This window comes from Paenibacillus sp. FW101-FHT12H11, from assembly GCF_058790355.1.
Genome location: NZ_JBYTCO010000023.1, coordinates 1 through 18,459, shown reverse-complemented (window position 1 = coordinate 18,459; position 18,459 = coordinate 1). Strand labels below are relative to the sequence as shown.

General features: G+C 48.1%; 18 protein-coding genes and 2 riboswitches. Of the genes, 10 read left to right on the top strand and 8 right to left on the bottom strand.

The window, feature by feature from the left end:
• Positions 1-39: 39 nt before the first annotated feature.
• The gene (locus AC3WTJ_RS37520) at positions 40-531 is read right to left on the bottom strand and encodes a YwhD family protein (RefSeq protein ID WP_492526833.1); all 492 of its coding nucleotides are present in this window, start codon (positions 529-531) and stop codon (positions 40-42) included.
• Between the two features lie 250 nt (positions 532-781).
• Here AC3WTJ_RS37520 and AC3WTJ_RS37515 point away from each other — a divergent pair, with 250 nt between their 5' ends.
• The 4 genes from AC3WTJ_RS37515 (at position 782) to sugE (ending at position 5,043) form a co-directional block, all read left to right on the top strand.
• A complete protein-coding gene (locus AC3WTJ_RS37515) occupies positions 782-2,737 on the top strand; it encodes a M1 family metallopeptidase (RefSeq protein WP_492526853.1) in 1,956 nt (651 codons plus the stop codon).
• A 57-nt stretch (positions 2,738-2,794) separates the two neighbouring features.
• The gene (locus tag AC3WTJ_RS37510; RefSeq protein WP_492526831.1) at positions 2,795-3,613 is read left to right on the top strand and encodes a hypothetical protein; all 819 of its coding nucleotides are present in this window, start codon (positions 2,795-2,797) and stop codon (positions 3,611-3,613) included.
• 168 nt (positions 3,614-3,781) lie between these two features.
• Positions 3,782-3,920, top strand: a riboswitch (cyclic di-AMP (ydaO/yuaA leader).
• Positions 3,921-3,923: 3 nt separating this feature from the next.
• Positions 3,924-4,397, top strand: coding sequence for a C40 family peptidase (locus AC3WTJ_RS37505; protein ID WP_127457637.1), 474 nt, complete (start codon positions 3,924-3,926; stop codon positions 4,395-4,397).
• A gap of 131 nt (positions 4,398-4,528) precedes the next feature.
• A riboswitch (guanidine-I (ykkC/yxkD leader) is annotated at positions 4,529-4,631 on the top strand.
• A 91-nt stretch (positions 4,632-4,722) separates the two neighbouring features.
• Complete coding sequence (sugE, locus tag AC3WTJ_RS37500) at positions 4,723-5,043, top strand: quaternary ammonium compound efflux SMR transporter SugE (protein ID WP_492526829.1); 321 nt, start codon at positions 4,723-4,725, stop codon at positions 5,041-5,043.
• A gap of 37 nt (positions 5,044-5,080) precedes the next feature.
• Here the strand turns inward: sugE and AC3WTJ_RS37495 are convergent, their stop codons facing one another.
• Positions 5,081-5,974, bottom strand: coding sequence for a methyltransferase domain-containing protein (locus tag AC3WTJ_RS37495; RefSeq protein WP_492526827.1), 894 nt, complete (start codon positions 5,972-5,974; stop codon positions 5,081-5,083).
• A gap of 199 nt (positions 5,975-6,173) precedes the next feature.
• Between AC3WTJ_RS37495 and AC3WTJ_RS37490 the strand changes: the two genes are divergently transcribed.
• Positions 6,174-6,749, top strand: a complete 576-nt coding sequence (locus AC3WTJ_RS37490; RefSeq protein WP_492526825.1) for a hypothetical protein — start codon at positions 6,174-6,176, stop codon at positions 6,747-6,749.
• Between the two features lie 152 nt (positions 6,750-6,901).
• Here the strand turns inward: AC3WTJ_RS37490 and AC3WTJ_RS37485 are convergent, their stop codons facing one another.
• From AC3WTJ_RS37485 to AC3WTJ_RS37475, 3 genes are all read right to left on the bottom strand, one after another.
• Positions 6,902-7,858 (bottom strand): hypothetical protein, encoded by a 957-nt coding sequence (locus AC3WTJ_RS37485; RefSeq protein WP_492526823.1) that lies wholly within the window; start codon positions 7,856-7,858, stop codon positions 6,902-6,904.
• Positions 7,855-8,931, bottom strand: a complete 1,077-nt coding sequence (locus tag AC3WTJ_RS37480; protein ID WP_492526821.1) for an ABC transporter permease subunit — start codon at positions 8,929-8,931, stop codon at positions 7,855-7,857. Before AC3WTJ_RS37480 ends, AC3WTJ_RS37485 begins: the two co-directional genes overlap by 4 nt.
• A 450-nt stretch (positions 8,932-9,381) precedes the next feature.
• Complete coding sequence (locus AC3WTJ_RS37475) at positions 9,382-11,097, bottom strand: ABC transporter ATP-binding protein (RefSeq protein ID WP_492526819.1); 1,716 nt, start codon at positions 11,095-11,097, stop codon at positions 9,382-9,384.
• Positions 11,098-11,233: 136 nt separating this feature from the next.
• Here AC3WTJ_RS37475 and AC3WTJ_RS37470 point away from each other — a divergent pair, with 136 nt between their 5' ends.
• The 3 genes from AC3WTJ_RS37470 to AC3WTJ_RS37460 all read left to right on the top strand — a co-directional run bounded on the left by AC3WTJ_RS37470 (position 11,234) and on the right by AC3WTJ_RS37460 (position 13,126).
• Positions 11,234-12,013, top strand: coding sequence for a lipase family protein (locus tag AC3WTJ_RS37470; protein WP_407869860.1), 780 nt, complete (start codon positions 11,234-11,236; stop codon positions 12,011-12,013).
• Positions 12,014-12,104: 91 nt separating this feature from the next.
• Positions 12,105-12,608 (top strand): hypothetical protein, encoded by a 504-nt coding sequence (locus tag AC3WTJ_RS37465; protein WP_492526817.1) that lies wholly within the window; start codon positions 12,105-12,107, stop codon positions 12,606-12,608.
• Positions 12,605-13,126: a hypothetical protein gene (locus tag AC3WTJ_RS37460; protein ID WP_492526815.1), complete on the top strand. Its 522-nt coding sequence runs from the start codon at positions 12,605-12,607 to the stop codon at positions 13,124-13,126. Before AC3WTJ_RS37465 ends, AC3WTJ_RS37460 begins: the two co-directional genes overlap by 4 nt.
• Before the next feature lie 57 nt (positions 13,127-13,183).
• On the opposite strand, the gene AC3WTJ_RS37455 is transcribed toward AC3WTJ_RS37460, so the two are convergent.
• Positions 13,184-13,645, bottom strand: coding sequence for a DinB family protein (locus AC3WTJ_RS37455; RefSeq protein WP_157318271.1), 462 nt, complete (start codon positions 13,643-13,645; stop codon positions 13,184-13,186).
• Between the two features lie 28 nt (positions 13,646-13,673).
• Positions 13,674-14,183, bottom strand: a complete 510-nt coding sequence (locus AC3WTJ_RS37450) for a HugZ family pyridoxamine 5'-phosphate oxidase (protein WP_492526813.1) — start codon at positions 14,181-14,183, stop codon at positions 13,674-13,676.
• 302 nt (positions 14,184-14,485) lie between these two features.
• On the opposite strand from AC3WTJ_RS37450, the gene AC3WTJ_RS37445 reads away from it, so the two are divergent.
• Entirely contained in the window at positions 14,486-16,339 is a 1,854-nt protein-coding gene (locus AC3WTJ_RS37445) for a putative bifunctional diguanylate cyclase/phosphodiesterase (protein WP_492526811.1), read from the top strand.
• A 59-nt stretch (positions 16,340-16,398) separates the two neighbouring features.
• Here the strand turns inward: AC3WTJ_RS37445 and cysK are convergent, their stop codons facing one another.
• A complete protein-coding gene (gene cysK, locus AC3WTJ_RS37440) occupies positions 16,399-17,331 on the bottom strand; it encodes a cysteine synthase A (protein WP_492526809.1) in 933 nt (310 codons plus the stop codon).
• Between the two features lie 352 nt (positions 17,332-17,683).
• On the opposite strand from cysK, the gene AC3WTJ_RS37435 reads away from it, so the two are divergent.
• Positions 17,684-18,220 carry a putative endonuclease domain-containing protein gene (locus AC3WTJ_RS37435; RefSeq protein WP_492526807.1) on the top strand — a complete coding sequence of 179 codons (537 nt, stop codon included), beginning with the start codon at positions 17,684-17,686 and terminating at the stop codon, positions 18,218-18,220.
• Positions 18,221-18,459 lie beyond the last annotated feature (239 nt).

The window sequence follows — 18,459 nt, the reverse complement described above, 5'->3', positions numbered from 1 at the left end:
CACATAATGTTCATAACTTCCAATTATGCCTTGGTACAATTACGAAAGGGTATCTTTCAGCACTTGATCCGAGCGGTTCCACCATTCTTCGTTATGGCTGATCAGCTGTTTTTTCAAGGCAGCACGCTCGCTGTCGGACAAGCCATCCAGGATAAATTTACGCTTCATGGCGCCATCCATCTTGTTTACATGATCGGCCAGGATCTTCCATCCCCGGCGCGCCTCTGTATCGATCAGCATCTCGCAAGCAGACATGCCGGCATAATACGCTCCCTCTTCGGTGCGGTCGACGGCAACCCATACGATCCACGCCTTACGTCCGTTCGGCACATCCTCTTTGTTCGTCGAAAATTTAATGCCTTTCTCGATTTTACTCTTGGCATGCAGTGTGCCCTCATCGAGATAGGCTTCATCTCCATCGATAATTACTCCTGATACATTGCTAAGATCGATTGCTCCAGCACCGAATCCTTTGTGATTGACTTTGGAGCTTACTATATTCAAGGCCAGCTTTTTTTTATCCGCTTCCATCGTTGCACCTTCCACTCATCGTAATGTTAAAATGATACCTTTGCTTTTATTGTAGCTAAAGTACTCCATGAGAACAAGAGCAGAGAACCGGGGCTTGGCCAGAGCCTATTTCAGCTTTGTTAACAATTCTTTTCCACTCACAGAAATATTCCCTAGGTTGTCTACATATACATGCTGTAGATGCTTGTTAGGCGGGGTGAATCTATTGAGTGTTTTATTCAAAAACCGAAAGCTACAATGGTTCGTTGTCATGCTCCTTGCAGCAGGCACTGTCTTGCTGTCTGAAACTTTGCTCCCATCTGCAAGTAAACTGACGGTGCCCGTCGTCTCTAAGGAGGAACCGTCAGCTCCGGCGCCGGACATGCAGCCTGCTGATCGCGGCAAATCTTCGGACAAACAAACGCAGGAACCGCTGAGCTACCGCATTGCGGAGTATCACATGAATGTTGCCTACACACCCGAAACGAGGCAGCTCAAAGGGCAGCAAGCGTTATCGTGGGAAAATCCGGGAACGGTTCCTGTGCAAGAGATTTATCTGCATTTATATCCGAATGCATTCGCATCTAAGAAAACCACGTTTATGCGGGAGTCCGGCGGCAAGCTAAGGCAGGATGAAGCTACGGCGGATAGTACCGGTTGGATGGACTTGCTTTCCGTAAAAACGGAAGATGGCGAGGACCTTACGCCACGCATGTCGTTTGTACAACCTGATGACGGCAATAAAGATGACCACACGCTGATCAAAATACCGCTGTCAAAGCCGGTTGGAGCCGGCGAGCGAGTTACACTCAAAACGGAATTTCTCGTCAAACTGCCCCAGGCCTTCGCTAGAATGGGCTATGTGGACGACTTCGTGATGGCCGGGCAATGGTTCCCTAAGGTCGCTGCTTATGAACGAGCCGGCACACGGGGACGCACCGAGCCAGGCTGGAATCTCCACCAATACCATGGGAATTCGGAGTTTTATGCGGATTTCGGCTTGTATGACGTGAAAATTCAAGTGCCGGCGAACTACACGGTTGCCGCGACAGGTTTCCCTGTGAAACCGGCGGTGACGGAGAACGGGACGAAGACGTACCAATTTTATGCCGATGATGTGCATGATTTCGCATGGTCAGCTTCGCCTCACTTCGTGTATGTGGAAGAACCTTTTTCCACGCCGCAAATACCCGGTGTGAAGATCAAGCTTTATCTGGATCCCAATCATCAGGATTTGAAAGACCGTTATATGTACGCTGCCAAAAAAGCGCTATCCCGCTATAGCCAGTGGTACGGATCGTATCCGTACTCAACCTTGTCTATCGTAGTACCTCCTCCCGGAGGCAGCGGCGCAGGCGGGATGGAGTATCCTACGCTCATCACCGCTTGGGGCGCGGACGACAAGACGCCGGATCAGGAATTGGAACGCGTTGTTGTGCACGAGATCGGACACCAATATTTCTATGGCCTCGTGGCGAGCAATGAGTTCGAAGAGGCTTGGCTGGATGAGGGCTTTACCTCCTACGCCGAGGATAAAGTGATGGAGGCCGACTTCGGGGCAACCCCTAATTTGCCTGTCGAGTCCAGCTACATTACTTCTCCGAATGCCCTGCGGCAAAACGCATGGGCCTATACCGGACATGATCAATACGCAGAAAATGTGTATACCAGAGGCAAACTCGTGCTGAAAGCCATCGAGAAACAGGTCGGCACCAAAAACATGGATCGTATTATGCGGACTTATTTTCAAAAATGGCAATTCAAGCATCCCTCCACCAAAGACTTTCAAAATGTAGTCGAGGATATAACCAAAACGAAGTGGGACGACTTCTTCAATGAATATGTCTACGGCTCGATGATGGTTGATTATTCGGTTGAAAGCATCCATGTGAAAGCCACTGGCAGCAAAGGAGCCGGCCCTTATGAGAGCACGGTCCTCATCTCCAAGCGCGGCGGCAATTCGCCCGAAGTGCCGATTCAGTTCCATTTCGCCGACGGTACGGTGCTCGACAAAACATGGGACGGCAAAGAGAGCAGCATTGAGTACAAACTAACCCACACGACGCCTATAGACTGGGTTCGTATCGATCCGAACTACTCGCTCATTCTGGAGAACAAGCATATTAATAACTTTATGCAAGCAGAAGTGGACACCAAGTGGAAACTCCGTCTGAATCTCGGCATTATTCAATTCCTGCAAGCTATTTTCGGGTGGGTAGCCTGGTAGGCGCCCACTCTACAAGGCAAGTTTGCCTTCAGAAAACAACGCTTAGGAGGGACACCGGTGACAACCTATCTCAAATCCGGCTTCAGGGCTGCGCTACGGCAACCCTTCGCTACGATTGTCTTGTTCATCTACCAAATGTGCTGGGGGATGCTTCTATATAAGCTTGTACAAGGGGTGTTAGTGCCCCTCATGCATCGGTTTCCCGGCGGCGACCAGCCGAAGCAAGCACTCCAGCTTTTTCTGGCCGAAAGTCAGTTTCAGTTATTCAAAACGGATCTTAGCCATTCTTACTTGTGGTGGCTGGCCGGCCTGCTCCTGGCGCGCATGTTCCTTACCCCGATGCTGAACGGCGGTGTCTATTATTCGCTCACCCATTCCGATCAAAATGCCGGCTATCGCTTCGTCCGCGGCATCAAGGAACTCACGCTCCCCTTCTTCGCCGTGTATTTGATTCGAATCGCTTTGTCTCTGCTGCCGCTCATCTGGGTGCTGCCCAAAGCGCAGAAGGTGTTCGCTCACAGCACATCTTATGAACAGGCCTCCCTCGACTTACTGCCATGGCTGCTGGGTATGCTGGTTTACGGCTTTCTGATGCATCTGCTCTTCATGTATGTACAGTTCGCCATTGCCGCGCGTCTCGGCATAGTATCCACCGTCCTAACGTTCATGCGGTACTCGCTTCCGATTATCGGCCTTTCTCTGATACTTCTACTGAGCTCGGGACTTTTGGCAGGGATCACGGTCACATCGACCTATATCTGGGCAGGTCTGGTAGCGCTAATCATTTATCAACTTTTCCCGCTCTTCCATATTTTCATGCAAATGTGGTCCATTACCTCGCAATTTCAGCTTCTTTCCGCCAAATTGAGCCGTTAAAAGGTAATAAATAAAACCATAATTGGTTTAGATTTGTTCAATCCCCTTGCAAAAGGGGATTTTTTTGTCTGTAAAGCGAACCTTTACACATTTTTTCAGACCCAATTGCACGAAAAAGGAGGAATTTCGATGTTTATGACGAAATTAAGAGACTAGCATTAAAAAACCAAATATTTCATGCCGAATTCCTCATTTCTTGGGGAAACGGGGGAACCATACCGGGTGAATTGATCTTGCAAGACAGGGATCATAGGGAACCTTCAACCGAACCCTCCAGCTAACCTCGTAGGCACCGGAAGGAGACAAGCAGTTGAAAAAGGTTGTTGCTCTTCTTTTTAGTCTTGTTTTGTTTTTGAGTGTAGCTTTAGGGAGTGTGTCTGCGTCAGAATCCACATTGGACTCAACGGTTGACGAATTGATGGGAGTACCGTACCGCGATGCGGGAACGACAACAAGAGGCTTTGATTGCTCTGGTTTCACCGCGTACGTATTCAACAAATTCGGCATTGACCTTCCTCATAGTTCAGCAGCTCAAAATAAAGAGGGCTACTGGATCGACAAAAGTGATCTTCGTAAAGGTGATCTTGTGTTCTTCGACACAGGGGGCAAAGGCATTTCTCACGTAGGTATCTACTTGGGTAACGGTGAATTTATTCATTCCGCATCCAATGAAGGTATCGTGAAAAACAAGCTAAGCGAATCCTATTATGCGAAAAGGTATGTATCCGCTAGACGTGTTCTATGGGATGATATCTACAATCAACTAACTGCTGAATCCAAGTAATTTTCTTGTTCATCATGAATAAAAAGCCCAGACTAGCGTTAGCTCGAATGAGCCGCTTTTCAGGGCTTTTATTCATTTCTTCTGGCTATTTTGTAACTTGACATAGCGTGTAAGCCGTCCTATAATTACGGCATCATGTTTCTAGGGTTCCGTGGCGCTGCAGCGCCAGTCTGGTCCGAGAGAAAACACACAGCGAATACGCTGTGATCACGGAGGGGAAAAAGCCCGGGAGTCTTATCGCACCAGCGATATTGCTTCCAGGCTTTTTCTTTTTGCCGCGGTCAGATGGGCATCTTCGCATACTTTCTTAAGGAGTGATTCACAGATGGCATGGCTTTACTTGGTCATTGCAGGTGTTTTTGAAGTAGTTTGGGCGATCTCATTGAAGTTCTCCAACGGTTTTACACGGCTGGTTCCATCCAGCATCACCATTGTCGGCATGATCATCAGCTTTTATTTTCTGGCGGTAGCTACAAAAACCCTTCCCATCGGCACAGCCTACGCGGCCTGGACGGGAATTGGCGCTGTAGGCGCGATCATTATCGGCACCCTATTTCTGAACGAGCCCGTAAGTTTGCTGCGTATCCTATTCATGATCCTCATTGTGGTCGGTGTTCTCGGCCTTAAATTCACATCCGGTCATTAAGACGGGCGTTTACATCTTTTTCTTGAGCCGATGATTCCTAAGCCACAATGTAGCTAACATACCAGAAGGAGCTGCCGACAAATATTCGCAGATGCTCCGACAGCGGTTTAAAGATTTCATTCAACTCTTCATACGAATAGTAGTTTTTAATAATTTCATGCTTGGAGCCATCGGCCAGCTCCCTTCTTTTGTACGTATCTTCGCTATGTTCACTCGTAATCAGCTCGCCGCCTCTTCCCGGGACATACACATTATCCGCAATGAACACGCGGGCTCCCCGACCAAGCCGCTTGTGAAATCCTTGCAGGAACGAATCCAGTCGATTTTTCGGGATATGCGAAAACCAGAAGTTGGCGAGTCCATAGTCAAAATCCCCTTGTACTTCCGAAAGCCGGTAAGCGTCTCCCTCGACGAAAGAGGTATTATGCAGCGGCCAAGATTTGGCTGCAGCAATTTGCAGCACCTCCGGTCGAACGTCCACCCCAATGATGTGCTTGGCTGTCTCCGCCATGAACTGCGTCCAATATCCGGTACCGCAAGCCACCTCCAGGACACGGCTCCCGGCGACCTGCTTCTTCACGATATCCGCCAGCATCGTAAGCTCTTGCTGATAGTCCGCATCCTCGCGGGCATAAATCCGTTCATATTCCGCTGCCCGCGCGCCGTAGTAATCCTGCATGCCTTCTTTCTCTTCAGTTAAAAGCCGCTGCCTATCCTTCACCTCGTGTACGATCCGCTGCTTAGCTGCCAATAAGTCGGCAAAAATGGCTCCGCCCTGCGAAGCATAATTCGCGAGTAGACCATGCGTCGCCATCACAATAAGCTGTGTCATCGACAAGCCCGTTTCCTCAGCCATGCGCTCCAGATCGGTCTTCACCTTTTCAGGCAAGTAGACGGAAAGTCTTTTGGTCTTATCGTTCTTATCATCCATTGGGAGATTCCTCCTTTGCATTTTTACTATATTAACATATATTATGTGTTATTTAAACATATTAATTGTACCTTTACATGTTGCAAAGGGAATTTAGGCTGCATGATAAAGCCGACACCGGCCACTCACCCTCGCATATCGCTCTTGTAAACATAGAATACAAAGCAAGTATATTCATATGTTGATAGGAGATGGAGAAATGATTCCAAAACAACGAATGGCTGGAAAACCGAGCAAAATTATTCGGCTCCCCAAGAGCGCAGGCCTGCCAAGAAGCAAAGCCATGCTGATGTACCGTACGCAGCTTAGAAAATATCATAAGCCCGGTTCGGGTCGCTTTCTAAGCCAACGCACGGTTTCGATCGGCACCGACAACTCGTGGTTCAATGCGCAAATCATTCCCCGCGACCCTGCGTGGGTGCCCGTTACTAATGCCAACTATGTTTGGTACTCCGGTAACTTAAACAGTGAGAATGCGATCATTTCGACACGTTTCACGCTTTCTGAACGTAGAGCCATTCTCGGCGCTTCTCTCTTCCTATCTGTCGACAATTATGCCGTTGTCATCATCAACGGCGTGCCGCTCCTCTTTGACGGACCGCAGAATACACCTTCCTTCTACAATCCGGGACGTACTTTCGACATTCGCCGATTTGTACGGCGCGGACGCAACGATGTCGTCATCATCGCCTTTAACCTTGGCGGGCAGCGCACCGCGGAAAATCCTGCCGGTGTTGCCGCCAGGCTCGATTTTCGACTCAGCAACTTGCAGTAAAAGATCATCTGCATACAAGGACAACCGATTTCGTCGTCCGGCTAGGACGAGCGCGTTTGTCAAGGTAGATGCAAAGCTAAAGTATAAAAATTATACTTTCTTATCTACTGAAAAGGCCGGGCCTCCATCCTTAGATGGAACCCGACCTTTTTTTACATGAACTGTCGTTCACTCCCGTAGCGGCGCTTCAATTGACTCAAGAAGAACTGAAGCGAGAGGAATAACAAGGCGAAGCTGGTTCCTACGCTCAAAATAATCCAAGGATGCAGCCTAATATATCTGGAGCCGTACGCGATAAGGGACAACCATTCCCCCGATGTCGTAATGGTAATGGAGAAGCCGGCGTCACTGTCGCCAATTGTTTCCGTACCGCCAAGCACGATGTTAAAGACGGCCAATTGCCCCAGCAGGAAGAGCACTTGCATGAATTCGTTAAGGAACATGAACGTCATTTCATTCCTCATGCAGGGGATTAAATGCCGGACTGTACGGTGAAAAACAGAACCGCCCATTAAACGCGATGCTTCAATAAATAATTTATCATTATAATAACGCGTTCGTTCGGCAATCTGATGAGCTAGCGGAAATAAGCCGATGAACGTGACGAGAATGATAAAGGTGGCGGAGAAGAGCAACTTGTAGTGCGCGTCCGCTTTCATCCACTGATCGAGCCTCAGCCCGAAATACATCCCGGCCAATGGCGGAAATAGAAATACAAACGCAGGCACGGAAGCCACTACCCACTGCATGGCTTTTAGAACACCCCACCCTTTGCCGGTGGTCCCGCTCCATAATCCCCATGGGAGCGCGATAACAAAACGGAGCAGCGTTAGAACTAAAGTCGTCCCCAGCGTATACTTCAAACCGTTAAGCAGCAGGCTCAACACATCAAAGCCCCGATGATCCGTCCCCAACAGGAACGTGCTGTTCGGAGAAAACGGCGGAATGTTGTAGCGGGTTTTCCCATCTTGCTGATACTGAATCATATTGATTTTGTCCTCCGGCGCGATGCCGTGCGGTTTCAGCCATGTACCAAATATCGCAACAAGAAGGATAAGCACGATAAGAGCAATAGAGAGATAAAATGCACTAGATGAACGTTTGATCATTGTGAGGCGACCTCCCCTGTGCGAACGACAAACTTTTTACGCAGCAAGGCATACAGCACGTGGAAAGCCATCGCGAGCAGCACGAGCGACATGCAAATGACTGACATCGATGTGACGCTTTGCATGGCCGGTGAAGTAATGAAGCCGCCCAGGCCGAAAATGCCGCAGATCGTTTCCGCAACCGCCATACTCGCCAGTGCCAGCGTCGTCGCCTTCGGCAGAATCGAGAGTAAATCGAGCATGACGTTTCGCAGTACGTGAGAGATCAGCACCTCACCGCGGGTCAACCCTTTGGCTTGTGCGGTAACGACATAATCCTGCCCCAGCTCCCTCGCAATCGCGATCCGCATTGTACCGTAAATCGTAACCGACGGGATTAGCGCGATGGTGAGAAATGGGATGAGGAACGGCGTTTTATCACCAACTTGGACGATCAGCAGCACATAATGGCCCAGAAACTTCGTCGCATAGATTGCGCCTAATTGAATAAGAACAATTAAGAAGAAATCGGGTAAGCCCACAAGCAGAGCCTGCGCGCCATCTAGTACAAGACCTAATCGGCGCCACAATGACGCTGACATCGCCATGAGCATGCTAAGCACAATTGCCAGCAGCAAACCTGGGATGAAATACGTACAAGTGCGAAGCAGCATGCGGGGAAGCTCTCCGATAACAGAGAGTTCATTGCGGTTGTACGGGCTGCGGAATTTACCGAAATCGCCATGGAAAAAGCCCTGAATTTGGTCTTTCACGGAGTATCCATAATATCGCCATGAAATGATGGGACGCTCCAATGGAACCGCTGACGCGCGGTAAATGCCCTTGATCGTCAACGCTTTGCTGACGTATTCCCATGACTCGCCATAGGGAACGGACAGCAAGCCCGTTTTGTCATTGAGGACGCGGCTTCCTGGCAGTTGATCGCTAATTTTCTGAATACTTGAATCCGGTCCGAGCGTGACCCGAATTTGATCTGGCTGGGTAGATAAGAAGGCATTTCGGATGTTGCTCAGAAAGAAGATGCACACAAGTGTAAACACCCCGAGCAACAACCACCGAATCGTTGACTTCAAAACCGGTCACCTCATTCTATTATTCACCGTTGGTAGATAACTATTTCATAGTTTACCATGATTCATTTGGGAGTACTATCCATTAAAATGCCATTCTTCCTTAGGTGAAGGGAACTACAGGGCCCTATTCGTGCTAAATCCGCTCAATTCAGATGTTGAGGGAACTACGGGGTGCTATTTCCTCGAGAAAGCCGGAATTTAGGCAGATATCTGTAAAATAGAGGACGGTAGTTCCCCTCCAGTTACGTACATATCGATTCCTGGCAAAATAATGGACCAGAGTTCCCTCACGCTGGGTGCATGTATCGGTGTTGTATCGGTGCGCAATCGGCGCTGTATCAGTGCTGCCTCAGTCCGTTCCCGCCCGACTGGCCACCAAGCCCCGAAATACAAAAAACCTGGCACACGATCACAAAGATCGCTGCCAGGTATCATTCAAACTCCGCTCGCTTAGGAGCTAAACTGCGCTTGGTGCAGACGGCTGTAAACGCCGCCGACTGCGATAAGCTCCTCGTGACCGCCTTGCTCCGTAATGCCTTGCTCCGTCACGACAACGATGCGGTCGGCATTCTTGATCGTCGCCAACCGGTGGGCGATCACAAGCGTGGTCCGGCCCTGCGACAGCTCGGCGAGCGACTGCTGAATCGCCGCCTCGGTCTCGGTGTCGAGGGCTGATGTCGCCTCATCGAGGATGAGAATCGGCGGATTCTTCAAGAACATCCGCGCGATCGCGAGACGCTGCTTCTGTCCGCCCGAGAGCTTGACGCCGCGCTCGCCAACGACCGTGTCCAGTCCCTTCGGCTGGGACTGGATGTACCCCTCCAGCTGCGCACGCCGTGCAGCTTCCCAGATCTCGGCATCCGTCGCGCCCAGCTTGCCGTAAGCAATGTTCTCCCGCAGCGTGCCGGAGAACAAGAATACATCCTGCTGCACGATGCCGATTTGCCGGCGCAGCGATTCCAGCTGGATACTTCGTATATCCATGCCGTCTATGGAAATGCTGCCTTCGTTTACATCGTAGAATCTCGGCAGCAAGCTGCAGATCGTTGTTTTGCCTGCACCGGAAGGACCTACGAAAGCAACCGTTTCTCCTGCCCGAATGGTTAAGGAAATATCATTCAAAACCCGGTCTTCCTGCCCGTATCCGAAGGAGACTGAATCAAATGATATTTGGCCGACCAGATGGTCGACTTTCACGGCGTCAGCACGATCCGACACTTCAGCCTCGGTATCCATTACTTCACAATACCGCTTAAACCCGGCAATACCTTTGGGATAACTCTCAATGACGTTATTAATTTTTTGAATCGGACCCAGAAACACATTGGTCAAAAGAACGAAGGCAATAAATTCCCCATAAGAAATTTGCTTATCAATTACGAACCAAGTTCCGCAAATCAACACGAACACCGTCACCAAACGCATGAGAATATAACTTAAGGAGACATTCCATGCCATGATTTTATAGGAAAGCAGCTTTGTGATCCGGAACCGCCCATTGTTATCCTCAAACAGTTTTTTCTCGTGCGACTCATTCGCAAAAGCCTGAACTACACGAATACCGCCAATGTTATCTTCGACTCTGGCATTAATGTCGGCGAGATCGCCCATCATCCGGCGGAACGTTTTGGTCATTTTTTGATTAAAATACACGGCGATCCAGAGCAGCACAGGTACAATCACAAAAGTTAACAGTGCCAACTTCACATTAATGCTCAACATCAGTAACAGCGCTCCGATTAGCGTCATTACCGCAATAAACAGATCCTCAGGACCATGATGCGCTACTTCGCCAATCTCTAGCAAATCATTCGCCATACGCGACATTAATTGGCCTGTTTTGTTATTGTCATAGAACCGGAAGGAAAGCTTCTGCAGATGGTCAAACATTTTTTTCCTCATATCCGTCTCAATATTAATCCCCAGCTTATGGCCCCAATACGTAACGATAAAATTCAGCACGGTATTCAGCCCGTAGACGGCAAGCAGCCCTGCACAAGCCCAAAGAATCCAAGCCCAATTCCCGGCAGGCAGCAATTTATCGACCACTTGATTAACAGCTAGCGGAAAACCAAGCTCCAGAAGCCCAGCTACAACCGCACAGGTAAAATCCAAAATAAATAAGTGCTTATACGGCCTATAGTACGAAAAGAAACGTTTCAACACGTTCGTTCACACCTCCATCGATTATTATACATCAAAGAAAATGAATGCGGAAAAAAATAGGCGGTTACCGGACGACAGCTGTCCACAATTCTCATATATATAGTTGAACAGCATTCTGTGTGTGGAGGAACGGACAATGCTTATCAACACTTTGGACACACGAACCGCGATCTTCCTTGCCGCTATGTGCAGTCAAAGCTACGGGCAGTTTGCGAATGGTCCGGAAAGCGTCATTTTACCACGCAATTATCGGATGGTTTCTTCCTTTACGGCCACCTCGGTTTTTAGCAATAAAGAGTTATTCGGTTTTATCGCCGAATCTGATACGCAGATTGTGATTGTTTTTAGAGGCACGAGCTCGACGTCAGACTGGATTTCCGATGCGATAGCCCGACAGACGGCATACCCCTATGCCAAAGACGGAGGCCTTGTCCACAAAGGCTTTCTCGACATCTACAATAGCGCACGCAAGCAGATTATAGCTGCCATGTCCAAACTTTCTCCCCGCAAAACCCTTTATCTCACTGGACACAGTCTTGGAGGATGTCTCGCCAATTTGTGTGCCCTCGATCTTACGGCTAACACGAGATTTAAGGAGCCCTCTGTCTATACCTATGGTTCACCGCGCGTTGGAAACCCGGCATTTTCCAGCCTTTTCAACCGCAGGACCGGGCCTCGTTATCGCATATATAATACCAATGACATCGTCCCGGAGCTTCCGCCTTTCATCTATCGATCTCCCCGAACCGACCAAGTCTACCACTATCTGCATGTCAAAAAAGGCGTCGAGCTCACCTACCAGGCCGGCTCCGTGTCCGCGAACCACGCGATTAGCGGCTACTTTGCCGAATTGGCAAAGCTGGATCCCCGCTATGCAGAACAATTGCAAAATCGAACACCGGGATTTTGTCCGTGATCCGTGATCCGTGATCCATGATTGGAGACTCGTGAACCCGTGACGTACCCGCAAGGTTTAAACAGCGCAATAACGGCAAGGATAGAGGTTGATGCTTATTTTCATGCAAAAGGGGAGCTCAGCCTTGGTCCTGGTTTATTTCCTTGTTTTAGCTTGGTATTGCCTGCATGTGTTAGTCACACTGCCCAAAAAACTGCCGCTCATGACGAATGTGCTGCTCTACATGCTTTTGTCCATCATCGACATTAATCGCATGACATTATTCAGTGTAAGTCTAAACTTGTACCACTTTAGCAAACAAATTCCTGAATTCCTTTCGGTTGTGCTATATCGAGATTTTATCTATTGTTTTACGCTGCTTACCTTTGCCAATGTGTATCTCACAGCTTCTAGATTTCTTACAAAAGTGCTTATTTCCCTCTATGCCTTCCTCTTCCTTCTTATGTGCTGCTTCATCCTCAAGTGGACAGGTGCCATAATCCCTCTGACATGGAACGCCTATTATGACAGTATCACGCTGCTGATTATGTTGGTTGTGACGTATGGTCTAGGTCGATGGCTGCTGCACTTCACGCGGAAGGAGAGAAAAGCATGAATGATGAAGTTTATTACGACAGCCACTTTAATGCGAATGAGTGGTTTGTTATCGCTATGATCGTTCTCGGGCTGCTAACCGTTGTGATATTGCCCAAAAAATTCACCCCTGTACAAACCTTGTTCACCTTACTGATTGGGATTGTATTTGGTCTTATTTTTGATCATACAATTGGACTGCCTCCCTTCGATCTCTACGATGTCGGAGACGACTCCAAGTACCACTGGTTCGATATCTTTTCCTATGCCATGTACGCTCCGTTCGGCTACCTCTACATTTATCTATTCAAATGGCTGGGTCTAAAAGGTTTTTACATTATTCCTTACATAGTAATATGGTCACTCCTGAGTGTAGGCATCGAATGGCTGAGCTTGTTGGTTGGCGTCTTTCATTACAAACATGGGTACAGGCTCATGTTCTCCTTCCCTATTTACTTGTTTCTGCAGTCAATCCATTACCTGCTGTTTCAAACACTGCTCGTGAACAAAAGCAACGTAAACGAAAATAAAAACGCGTAAAAAACAAAAGGTCCCCTTCCACTCAACATCGAGCTGGATGAGGATCTTTCTTCATTTTTATACGTTTTCCTTCACAGCAAAATGTTTCTGAATCAATGAAATTTGACCGGCATGGATTCCTGTGTGATACATCAAGCGCCCCACCGCTTCCAAAGGCGTCGATGTCCCAATGGCCGTCTCAACGGGGATATGCCATTTTTCCTCCGGTAATTCACGCATAGCTTCAATTAAGTAAGCGTTAGACGCGGCCAGAAGGTCGATTAATTCCTCCTTGTTCGTAAAGACGGCTTTACTTGCGGAAGGACCTCCGCTGGTTTGCAGCTTAAGCCCCTCTGGAAAGCTTCGACCAAAAAACCAGTTGGCGAACATATATTCCACTTCCGCATTATGTCGAAGCATATAGCCAATCGAAGCAGAACCCAATTCAAGGGTCAGATCGGCCTCCGGCAACTTTCTCATTGAGGCGTGGAAACGGTCTTGAATCGCGTTCCAAATCGGTAATACAGTTGCAAAACTCATAATGATTACACTCCCTTTTTCGAATAAATTATGAGGACTTTGGTTGCTGGTGGCCATCTCTTGCTACATGATCAAATTGCTCCGCCGTTAAGTTGATATCATAGGCTTGACCAAAACCTGCCACATACCGGCCCTGCAGAGTTGTCAGTTCAAACAGCGAGAAGTCCAGCGTCTTCAGCATATTGATCGTCGGCTTGCCGAATGTTTCTCCGAAGAGCTCAAAAATATCTTCATGCCCCTCATTGCCAATGTTTACGGCGTGGCATACAAAGCGCGCCCGTTGTCTGGCGAACAAATTCTCAGTGGAAGTTTCATCTTCAATCAGCATGACATCCACGGAGGGATTAGACTCCATATAGCGGTAGTGGTTGGCAATCCGGCTGAGATAGATGTACAACTTGCCCTCTTTTTTAACAAAAGGGGCATACGAAATAAAAGGCTTGCCCTGCTCATCGACTGTGCTCAACATCAGGGATTTCAGGCTGTCGGTAAATTTTAAATACTGAAATTTCATACTTTCTCTGTCCAATTGTTTCATAGGGAGTTCCTCCGCATTTCTTTAAGTTATGTACGATAAAGCTTACTTTCATTGAGGCAGTTTCACTTCATGTCCCCCACCTATTAAATGATAGTGGTTTTCATTATCATTATATTGATAATGAAAACCATTATCAATAGCGAAATGAACTTTTGGTCAATTTATTATTTATCGACGTAACTCGCCCAGATTTCTGGCAAAGGTTTACAAATATCTTGTTTTAATTTACAATTTTCAACAGGAACATTACTTTTTCGACATAAACCTACAGAAGACAAATTTTGATAGGGGCCTTTATACAAATGGATCTTTTAATAAGCGAGAATCGCCGTCAAAGAAATACGATTGCCTTGCGATTATTGCTGCTAAATTTCACGATTATCATCCTTGTCATCACTTTTGCTTACATGAGGCTTGGGTTAACTGCTCCCCACTATTTGTGCATGGTTGCCGCCAATGTCTTGACCCTTTCCACCTATGTCATCTTCTATTCCTATCGCAAGGATTCCGGTTGGATCGGTTATATTCCTATTGGGGGACAGTTTCTCAACACAATGCTACTAATGATGTTTGTTCCTGCCGTAACGAATACTTTTAGCAGTATTTACATCGTTGTTATAGCCGCCGTTTTTATGCGCAGAAAAGTGATGTTTGTCGCCATTTCACTTGTGTTGGCAGCGGACGCCTACTTCTTCTTTTTTGTAGAAGCCAAGAACTTCGTGCTGTCTTCTCAAATCCTTGCAGGCATTCTTACGTGGTCACTGCTCATTATCATCAGCTTGCTCCTGGTTTCCAGCAATAACAGAAAGCTCATGGAACGCTTTTTCACGCTTCAGAAAGATACGTTGGATAAAGCTGAGCAGATCAAACATATGGCTTCCACCGATCGATTAACATTACTGCCAAACCGGTTCTCCGCTTATGAATTTTTGGAACAGGCGATCCAGCAAGCCAGTGCTGTTAATGGCCGAGTGTGTGTGATTTGGGTGAATATTGATAACTTCCAAATGATTAATGATTCTGTGGGGTATGCCACAGGCGATCAATACTTGCGTTTTTTTGCCCGTAAAATGGTGCATATGTTCACTCCCGGCATGCATGTTTCAAGATCAGGGGGAGATGAGTTTAACCTAATTATGGATGTAGGCGACAAAGATACGGATTTCATAAGCACAGTTCATGCCATCTGGAAAGCTTGCCAATCCCCTTTTCAAGTTGCCGGCGTTTCCTTCCCGCTCAAAGTGAGTATGGGAATCGCCTTGTATCCGGATCATGGGCAAACAGCCGAGCAGCTGCTCAAATGTGCCGATGTCGCTATGCGTAAGGCCAAAGCCGGCGGGAAGCATCAGTTCCGTATTTTTGATGAAACGATGCGATTAGATCAGCTTTACAAGCGGAAGCTGGAAGATGCGCTGCAGGGCGCATTGGCACAGAAACAGTTTACGCTGCATTTTCAGAAGCAAATTCATGTGCCGAGCGGAGAGGTCAAGGGGTATGAGGCTCTACTGCGTTGGCAGCAGCCCGATGGGGTGTACATTCCCCCTAGCGAATGGATTCAGCTGGCCGAAGAGACCGGGCTCATTGTGCCGATCGGTTACTGGGTGCTGCAAACAGCTTGTCATACAGCTAGGAAGTGGCAGATTGCCTCGCAGATGTCTTTTACCATATCCGTCAATATCTCTGCGCTTCAATTGATGCAGTATGATTTTGCGGATCAGGTTCTGGCCATATTGGAGGAGACTGGACTGGACCCCCGCCACCTTGTGCTGGAACTCACAGAGACCTTGCTCATTCAATCCCTTGAAACATCGACCAACCACCTCAACCTCCTGAGGGATAAAGGGGTGCGCATCGCGCTCGACGACTTCGGCAAGGGTTTCTCTTCCCTTAGTTATATTAAGCAATTGCCTGCTGACATTATCAAAATTGATAAATCTTTCATTGATCATATTGACAATTCAACCGTAGATCGGGTGATTATGGAGTCGATCATCTCCCTCGTTCAGCGAATTGATAAAGAGGTAGTTGCCGAGGGTGTAGAGAAGCAGGAGCAGCTGCTCATTCTGCAAGCGGTCGGTTGTGATTTTGTACAGGGGTACTATTTCAGCAAACCGCTGCCCGAGCATCAAGCTTTCCATGCACTCGTTCAAGTTTAACGACAGAAAACCGCTCCCAAGTCGGGGGCGGTATTTTTTTATGTGAAGTAACATCTCCCTTATTCGTCAAAAAGTGCCGTAGATAAATACCGCTCCCCGGTATCCGGGAGGATGACCACGATCGTCTTCCCTTTATTCTCCGGCCTTTTGGCGATTTCCGTCGCCGCATAAGCAGCTGCACCGGATGAGATGCCGACCAGCAGACCCTCGGTCTTCGCCAGAGCGCGAGCCGTCGCGAAAGCATCCTCGTCGGATACGCTGAAGACTTCATCGACGAGGGATGCGTCATAATTATCCGGTACGAACCCGGCGCCGATGCCTTGAATCTGATGCGCGCCACGCTGGCCGCCTAGCAAAACCGGTGAATTGGCCGGTTCTACGGCGATGACTTGCACGGACGGATTCCTTTTTTTCAAAACATCTCCTACGCCCGTAATCGTCCCACCCGAACCTACGCCTGCAATAAAAATATCGACATTTCCGTCTGTATCCCGCCAAATCTCCTCTGCCGTCGTCTTTCTGTGTACCTCAGGATTAGCTGGATTGCAGAATTGCTGCGGAATGAAAGCGTTTGGAAGCCTCGCTGCGAGCTCCTCTGCTTTCCTCATCGCTCCCATCATTCCTTCTGAAGCAGGCGTAAGCACCACTTCCGCACCCAGCGCTTTCAGTAATTTCGTGCGTTCCAAACTAAACGATTCTGGAATTGTAATGATTAAGCGGTATCCTAATGCCGCTGCGGCAAACGCAAGGCCTATCCCTGTATTCCCGCTCGTTGGCTCTATAATAACGGTATCCGGTTTGATTTGGCCGGCTTTCTCGGCTTCTTTGATCATGGCGAAACCGATACGATCTTTGACACTTCCGGCCGGATTAAAATACTCCAACTTCGCCATGATTTTGGCTTCAAGAGCCTGCCGTTTATTGTAATTCCAGAGCTCTAGCAGCGGCGTGTTGCCGATTAGCTCTGTCAAATTATTGTATATGGTCGCCATCTCGTATGACCTCGCCTTCTATATTTATTAAACCCATGAATTTACTTGGATAATAAAAGTATAGCGCGGAAATGGCGGAAAATGAAATCAGTAATGTTGATAAAGGAGTAGGATATTTTCTTATAAATGAGGATTTGGTATACGGAATCCAGACGAAGAATGTCCTTATGCCTCGTGGCACAAGGGCGTTTTTTATTTTATTTGCAGCACTGAGGAGGTTGGGAGTATTGGATTTTGAAAGGTTACATGCTTCATTTTTTGAGAAACACGCAGCTTTACGGAGCGGCGAACGAAAGGGGCGGTTAGTGAGGGGACATGCGTATGCAGAGAAGCTTTTTTGCAGCAGGTGTGGATGCCATTGTTCGGAAATTTCGACAACTTGCACCCCGAGTATGAAATCTACGATTGGAACCGTAAATCTCAGTTTCTCGATTTTGCGTACATAACACCTTTTGGGAAGTTCGGTATTGAATGTGACGGCTTTCAAACCCATGTCAAAGAGATGGATCGCGAGAAGTTCAGCTATGCACTGAATCGCGAAACTTTTCTGACTGCTTTGGGCTGGAAAGTGATGCACTTCTCCTTCGACGACATCCAGAGCCGCCCCGAGATCTGTCGGATGCTTCTACAGATGGTAGTCGGACCTTGCATGCTCCGAAGCGACGCTACTGCTCCAATACCTGTATTGGAGAAAGAAGTGCTGCGGCTGGCCTGGATGCTCGGCCGGGCGATACGCCCACAGGACGTCATTCAGCAATTCGACGTTGATTTCCGCACTGCACGCAAGTGGCTGCGTGGCTTGGTAGAGAAGGAATGCTTGTCACCCATTACTACGGGGAATAGCGTCCGTTCCTACGAGCTGAAGGAGGGATCTTGGGAACATCTGTGATGTCCGGCTGCTTCGTAAGCCTCCTTGGAGAGAGTCCATTGGATGAAATCCATTGGGAGCACCCGAATTCGGAGTAAGAAGGGGGCTTTTCGCTCCCCTCATTGGAAATTATCCAATAGGACGGCTAATTTGGAGGTGAATATTTGCCTTTCATTGGATTTCATCCACTACGTTTGCATAAAACCTAACATGAAATATCTAGCCAAAACAAAAAAAGTCACCTATTGTAGAAAATGCAG